Genomic DNA, 7,358 nt, shown 5'->3' with positions numbered 1-7,358 from the left:
GCATTAGGATCATCCGAATCTCGGTAAATATCATAAAAACGAACTGCTTGTTCATAAGCCGAAATCTCTGAGATTTCGTTATGACGATAACCAATACCACCGTTTATGCGGTTGTATTCGTTAATTGGAAAGCCTGAGTTGATTGCAACACCATAAGAACTATTTTTATAGGCCTCTAGGTTTGCTTCATCAGCATCAAACTCGCTCCAATAGACACTGCCACCCAAACTCACACCGTCTTTAGTGAAGTATGGATCGGTAAACGATAGGTTGACGTTTTTAGAGTATTTATTGGTATTCAAGTTGACGCCAGCTTGGTTACCCGTACCTAAGAAGTTGCTTTGCTGTACACCGAACTGCAAGCTTAAGCCTGATTCAGTACCGTAACCCACACCTGCGTTAAATGAACCAGACGGCTGCTCTTTAACGTTAAAGGCAACATCAACTAAATCATCTGTACCTGGAACTTGTACAGTTTCAGTGTCTACCGTTTCGAAGTACCCCAAACGGTTTAAGTTAGACTTGGATAGCTCTACTTGAGCTGAGTTTAACCAGGCCCCTTCCATTTGGCGTAGTTGACGACGCATAACTTCATCTTTAGTCACTGTGTTACCAGTGAAATTGATATTACGCACGTAGACACGCTTACCGGGTTTAACATTGATATTCAACGTCACTTCTTTAGTTTCGTCATCAATTTCAGGGTAAGTCTTCACTTCAGGATAGGCGTAGCCGTAACGACCGAGATACTTACCGTACATCTCTTCGGTAAATGTCACATCGCCGCCGTTATACATATCGCCTTCTTTGATAGGTAATATTGCTTGTAGCAGCTCTTCACGTCCCATCAAATCGCCAGTAAGGTTAACGTCTTTAACCTTATACTGCTCACCTTCGTCTACATTAATCGTAATATAGAGACCTTTACGGTCTGGTGTCATCGCGACCTGAGTAGATGTCACATCAAAACGAATATAACCGCGGTTTTGATAGTAGGTTTTAATTGTTTCTAAATCGGCTTGCAGCTTTTGCTTTTGGTAACGACGTTCACCAAATAGATCCCACCATGCGACGTAGTCTTTAAGCTCAAGCATACCGATGAGCTCTTCGTCACTAAATTCGGTATTACCAACAACGTTGATTTGACGAATTTCAGCAGCTAAGCCTTCAGTAAAAGAGAATTTAAGCTCGACACGGTTACGTGGCAAATTGACGATTTCTGCTTTTACTTTCGCGCCATACTTACCTACGCCATAGTAGAAATCTTGAAGACCTTTTTCGATGCCAGACAACATGGTGCGGTCAAGAGACTCACCAATTTTAACGCCTGAACCATCGAGGCTTTCTTGTAGCTGTTCATCTTTAATGTCTTTGTTACCTTCAAAGGTAACAGAGCTAATTGTCGGCCTTTCAGTGACTTTAACCACCAAAACATTGCCGTCGCGCAACACTTCAATTTTTTCGAAGTTAGTTGACGCATATAAGCTCTTAATTGCTTGCTGCAACTTTAATTGATCAACAGTATCACCTACCTTCACAGGTAGATTTAGCAGAGCCGCACCGAGTGCAACTCGCTGTAATCCTTCAACTTGGATATCAGCTACTTCAAAAGGTTGAAAAGTATCAGCCCAACCGTTCCCTGAAAAAGACGCTCCGACTAATAACATCGAGGCAAAAATTTTATTCAATCTCATAGAGCACTTCTAATTATTTGTCTGTCCCTGATCAGAGTCGGGAAAAATCATTGAAGAGCGCAACACTCATCAACATTAGCAGCAATGCTGCCCCAAATCTGAATCCAATTTCCTGAACCTTTTCAGGTACAGGCCTGCCTGTTATCACTTCAACGAAGTAATACAAAAGGTGTCCTCCATCTAGCACTGGCAAAGGCAAAAGATTAATAATGCCCAAGTTCACGCTAATCAACGCAAGGAAACCTAAAAAGTAAACTAACCCGACATTAGCACTATTTCCTGCGCCTTGCGCAATAGAAATAGGCCCACTCAGATTTTTAACTGACACGTCACCAGTTAATAACTTGCCAATCATCTTAATGCTGACGGAGACAAGTTGCCATGTTTTATCCACTGCAACAGGAAAAGAGTCAAAAAAACCATATTCCAACTGCAATTTCATATTATCTGGCCAAGGTTCATAGGTAGGAGCAACCCCTATCACTCCCTCAATGCCACCATCAGCACTTTCTCGTGATTTAGGTGTCACCTTCATCACGAGCTGTTCACCGTCACGCCTAACGGTGATATCAACGCTTTTATTTGCCGATTGCTGAATAATTTCAACAAAACGCGGCCATTCACTATAACGTTCTCCGTCAATAGCAACCAAAATATCGCCAACTTTAATACCAGCAAGCCCTGCAGCGCCTTCGTCACTGACCATTGCTAACGTTGGCAATATTTGTGGGCGATACATGCCCAAACCGATAGCGGTAATCGGTAGCTCTTTTTCAGGATCGAATTTCCACTCGCGAGTATCTAATGTATATTGCTGCGCATTCGAATTTGTCCCTTCTAGGCGATTCAGGGGAGCGACTGAAATATCAACTTGTGGGTTACCTATGTGGCCTGCAAGCGCCAGATTAACCTCTTCCCAGTCTTTCACTTTTTGGCCGCCAACAGTCATGATCTGCAGTGGCTCTTTGACAACAATCTGCGCAGCGGGAGATCCCGCAATGGTTGAATCTATGACAGGTTTAATGGCGGGAACGCCAATAAGATACATTGCGTATAGTGCAACAATAGCGAAAATGAAGTTTGCTATGGGGCCTGCACTGACAATTGCAATGCGTTGCCATACTCCCTTGCGGTTGAATGCTTGATCTTTCAATTCTTCAGGTACGTCATCAACACGCTCATCTAGCATCTTGACATAGCCACCGAGCGGGATCATCGCAATTACGTACTCAGTACCATCTTGTCCGGTTTTACGCCAAATAGCTTTACCGAAACCGATAGAGAAACGCTCGACTTTTACGCCGCACTTTCTAGCCACCCAAAAGTGTCCATATTCATGCGCGGCGATCAAAATACCCAGTGCTACGATAAACGAACCTAGGTTCCAAAAAAAATCTATCATTCCCTTCCTCTGAACTATTTGAGCTTTCTAACAGCTTCTAATGCATATTGTCGAGCTTGGCTATCTAACGCCATAATATCGTCAATAGTGGTTAATGATTGCGCCGTTACGTGCTTAAAGCTCTGTTCATTGATAATGGCTATATCGGTGAAACGTATCTGCCCATCTAAAAATGCCTGTACTGATATTTCATTGGCAGCATTTAAAACGGTTGTTGCTTCTTGCCCTTGCTTACATGCTTCAATTGCTAACGCTAAACAAGGAAAGCGATTAAAATCGGGTTCTAAGAAGCTTAACTGTCCGACTTTAAAAAAGTCTAAAGGTTCAACTCCGGAGTGAATTCTCTGTGGAAAAGACATGCAATGCGCAATTGGTGTACGCATATCCGGATTTCCTAACTGTGCGATAACAGAGCCGTCTCGATATTGCACCATTGAATGAATCACACTCTGAGGGTGAATAACGACTTTTAACTGCTCAGCGCTGGCATTAAACAACCAACGTGCCTCGATGTATTCGAGGCCTTTGTTCATCATGCTCGCCGAATCAACGGAAATTTTCTGCCCCATAGACCAATTAGGGTGTTTACAAGCTTGCGCCGGCGTCATAGAAGACAGTGTGGATAGCTCAGAGTTTAAGAACGGTCCACCTGAGCCAGTGAGTAAAATATGAGATACACCAGCTCCAGCTAAATCGCATCGACCAATCTCTAATTGAGTGCGTTCAGATAAGCATTGAAATATTGCATTGTGCTCACTGTCAACAGGTAGCACAGTGGCTCCCGAGCTCTGCATCGCCTCAATGAATAATTGGCCCGACATCACTAACGACTCTTTATTCGCCAGTAAGACACGTTTGCCAGCTTTCACTGCTGCTAATGTTGATGGCAGACCAGCAGCACCAACGATAGCAGCCATGACAGTATCAACTTCTGAGCAACTGACAAGCGATAAAAGCTCATCTTCACCCGTAGTAACCTCAATAGCCAACTCAGCGGGTAGTAATTGCTTCAATTCAATCGCAGCTTGAGCGTCTACCATATGGGCTACGACAGGACGATGCTCTACACAGATTTCAAGCATCTTGGCGACATTAGTATTCGCGACAAGTGCAAATACACGGTATTGCTCATGATTGCACTTAACGACATTTAAGGTACTCGCGCCGATAGAGCCAGTAGCACCTAAAATCACCATATTTTGCATATAGTTACATCCAAAAAGCTATATATATTAATGTGAATATAGGCAATGCCGCAGTTAAGCTATCGATACGATCTAAGACACCGCCGTGTCCCGGTAAAATAGTACCTGAATCCTTAATATTAGCGACCCGCTTAAACATACTTTCAGACAGATCACCTACCGCTGACGCAAGTGCGACAAATAAAGTGACAGCAATCAAAAGCCCTAGCTCTTGCTCCGGTGAAAAATACATTACCCCTGCAACAATAAGCATGGTTGTCGCCAGCCCGCCTAGCAAGCCTTCAATGGTTTTAGCCGGACTAACGTTCGGCATAAGTTTGCGTTTACCAAATGATTTACCCGCAAAATAGGCGCCTGAATCGGTAGCCCAAACGACTAACATCACCAGAAATACTAATGTGCCACCGTAATAAGGAGAGGCTTCAGTGCTAAGTGCTTTTAGGGATAATAGAGAGACAAAACATGGGATGAGAGTTAACTGCCCAAACATGGACTTTAGCATATGGCTCTTTTTCCAAAAGTTAGCACTTTTGGGAAAAGAGATCACCATCAAAAATGAGATAAGCCACCATAGCCCTCCCATTGCAATCACCCCTAAAAATATTGGGTGCATCATGCCTTTAAACCATATTTCGTTTGCTGGCACTATAATATTAAGCGCTATCAACAAAACACCGATAGTAATGGTGAAGCTCCATTGAGTCATTTCACATTGACTATCAATGATACGCCCCCACTCCTTAGCGGCAATTAAAAAGACACCCAATAGTGCCCAGGAAAAATACTCAGTTGGTAGACCAAATATGGCACCAAAAACTAAAGGGATTAACCATAATGCTGTTATTATTCGTTGTTTTAGCAAAAAAATGCCCTCTTTTTATAATTACAAAGCGCGAATAGTATCAATTTGAGTTCCAGTCAAACCAAAACGGCGCTGTCGGCTTGCAAACTTAACGATGGCATCTTTAAAAGCATCCTCGTCAAAGTCGGGCCATAGCGTGTCAGTAAATACTAACTCTGCGTATGCGGCCTGCCAAAGTACAAAATTGCTGATCCTGTAATCACCACCCGTGCGGATCATTAAATCAACTTCAGATTGGTTATGCATGCAAAGATGTTCGCTCAATGCCTCTTCAGTGAACTGTTCACTACTCATTTCACCCGCTTCAACTTTAGCTGCGAGCTTTTGTGCAGCTTGCATGATGTCCCAGCGACCACCATAGTTCGCCGCAACATTTAACACTAACCCAGTATTACCGATGGTCTTTTCTTGAGCGGTAGCGATCTGTTTTTGCAATCTTGCTGAAAAACGACTGATATCACCGATAATATTAAGCCGAACGCCATTTTTATCGAGTAACTTTAGCTCACGCTGAAGCACAGTAAAGAAGAGCTCCATTAACAAGCCGACCTCTTTATCGGGTCGACGCCAATTCTCACTAGAAAAGGCAAACAAAGTTAATGATTCGACACCTAACGTGCTTGCAGTGCTCACAGCCCGTCTTACCGCCTTTACGCCAGCCTTATGGCCAACAACTCGCGGCTTCCCTTGCGCCTGCGCCCAACGCCCATTGCCATCCATAATGATAGCAACGTGTTTGGGTATAGACTGTTTTACCAATGCTGATAGATCATCTGGTAATGCTTCTGACACATCCTTGTCAGACTGGGAATCGAATGACATCTATTACAACCCTTAAAAATAGACAAACGCCGTGTAGTATAACTCTACACGGCGCCTGAACTCTATAGCCTGTTTCCCTTTCGCGTTCAATATTTATTCAACCATTAAACTTTTAGCGTAAGGCGTGAGCAATAACCGATTGCACTTTTTAAGAAACCGCTATAAACACTGATGATATCTAAAATTAGAACTCCATCAGTTCCTTTTCTTTTGCAGCTAGAATTTCATCAATTTTCTTGATGTGAGCATCAGTAAACTTCTGCACTTCATCTTCGCTACGACGAACGTCATCTTCAGTACATTCTTTTTCTTTCTCAAGCGCTTTAACATCAGAGTTAGCGTCACGACGTACATTTCGAACAGCAATACGGCCATTCTCAGCTTCAGCGCGAACGACTTTAATAAGGTCTTTACGACGCTCTTCAGTAAGTGCTGGTAGAGGGATGCGAATCGTTGCACCAGCTGACATAGGGTTCAAACCAAGGTCTGAACTCATAATGGCTTTTTCTACTGCAGCAATCATAGTACGGTCAAATACAGATACATTTAATGTACGAGCATCGCCAATGGAAACACTTGCGACCTGCTTAAGCGGCGTAAGAGAACCGTAGTAAGGTACCTGAATGGTATCAAGTAGACTTGGGTGTGCACGGCCAGTACGTACTTTAGCCATTTGAGTCTTTGTTGACTCTACACATTTATCCATGCGTGTTTGCGCATCTGTTTTAATTTCGTTTATCACTTTAATATGTCCTTTTAAGTCACTAGGAGCTAATTGCCCTTTAGGGCCTATTGAATTCGTTGTACGCAGAAACTAGGCAAATGATGAGTATAATCTAAACCCATTATATATCTGATGCTCTCGTTGTCATGTCCTGCGTAGTACCAATGACTTTTAGGCTAGCATCTTCTGATACAGAGTAAAACTCAGTCGAGTGCGACATTGGTACATTTTGTTTCAGTTGCTGTTATTACAAACAACATCTGCTATCACTGCACGGTTAATTAACCAGCGTTAATCAGTGTCCCTTCAGGCTCACCCATGATTACACGACGCAGTGCGCCAGGCTTATTCATGTTAAAGACCAGTAATGGCATATTATGATCTCTAGCCAATGTAAATGCAGCCAAATCCATTACTTTCAGTTCTTTGTCTAAAACTTCGTTATAGCCCATTTGATCGTACTTAACGGCTTCAGGGTTTTTAACTGGGTCATCTGAGTAAACACCATCGACCTTAGTGCCTTTTATCACGATTTCAGCTTCAATTTCGATACCACGTAAACAGGCTGCCGAATCTGTTGTACAGAAAGGATTACCTGTACCCGCAGCAAAAATAACAACACGACCAGACTTAAGCAAACTGATTGCCT

At 43.0% G+C, this 7,358-nt stretch carries 7 protein-coding genes; all 7 read right to left on the bottom strand.

Going from position 1 to position 7,358, the window contains the following annotated elements:
* Positions 1-1,694: outer membrane protein assembly factor BamA (gene bamA / locus AB4238_RS18685; protein ID WP_372034803.1), on the bottom strand; the 1,694-nt coding region annotated here is incomplete at its 3' end.
* Positions 1,695-1,725: 31 nt separating this feature from the next.
* Complete coding sequence (gene rseP / locus AB4238_RS18680) at positions 1,726-3,096, bottom strand: sigma E protease regulator RseP (RefSeq protein WP_372034802.1); 1,371 nt, start codon at positions 3,094-3,096, stop codon at positions 1,726-1,728.
* 14 nt (positions 3,097-3,110) lie between these two features.
* The gene (ispC, locus tag AB4238_RS18675; protein WP_372034801.1) at positions 3,111-4,301 is read right to left on the bottom strand and encodes a 1-deoxy-D-xylulose-5-phosphate reductoisomerase; all 1,191 of its coding nucleotides are present in this window, start codon (positions 4,299-4,301) and stop codon (positions 3,111-3,113) included.
* A gap of 4 nt (positions 4,302-4,305) precedes the next feature.
* On the bottom strand, positions 4,306-5,163 hold the full coding sequence (locus tag AB4238_RS18670; RefSeq protein WP_372034800.1) for a phosphatidate cytidylyltransferase: 858 nt from the start codon (positions 5,161-5,163) through the stop codon (positions 4,306-4,308).
* 21 nt (positions 5,164-5,184) lie between these two features.
* Entirely contained in the window at positions 5,185-5,985 is an 801-nt protein-coding gene (locus AB4238_RS18665; protein ID WP_372034799.1) for an isoprenyl transferase, read from the bottom strand.
* A gap of 184 nt (positions 5,986-6,169) precedes the next feature.
* Entirely contained in the window at positions 6,170-6,727 is a 558-nt protein-coding gene (frr, locus tag AB4238_RS18660; protein WP_371993642.1) for a ribosome recycling factor, read from the bottom strand.
* 263 nt (positions 6,728-6,990) lie between these two features.
* Positions 6,991-7,358, bottom strand: a 368-nt coding sequence (locus AB4238_RS18655; protein WP_372034798.1) for a uridine monophosphate kinase, incomplete at its 5' end; no start/stop codon positions are given.

Source organism: Shewanella sp. 10N.286.45.A1 (assembly GCF_041470405.1).
In the GTDB taxonomy this organism is placed as follows: Bacteria; Pseudomonadota; Gammaproteobacteria; order Enterobacterales; family Shewanellaceae; genus Shewanella.
Note: the sequence above shows the minus strand (reverse complement) of the source record. Positions and strands in the feature narration are given on the sequence as shown.

Excerpts from the sequence above, each read along its gene's own strand:
- rseP (WP_372034802.1), bottom strand. The coding sequence starts at position 3,096 with ATGATAGATTTTTTTTGGAACCTAGGTTCGTTTATCGTAGCACTGGGT.
- ispC (WP_372034801.1), bottom strand. The coding sequence starts at position 4,301 with ATGCAAAATATGGTGATTTTAGGTGCTACTGGCTCTATCGGCGCGAGT.
- AB4238_RS18665 (WP_372034799.1), bottom strand. The coding sequence starts at position 5,985 with ATGTCATTCGATTCCCAGTCTGACAAGGATGTGTCAGAAGCATTACCA.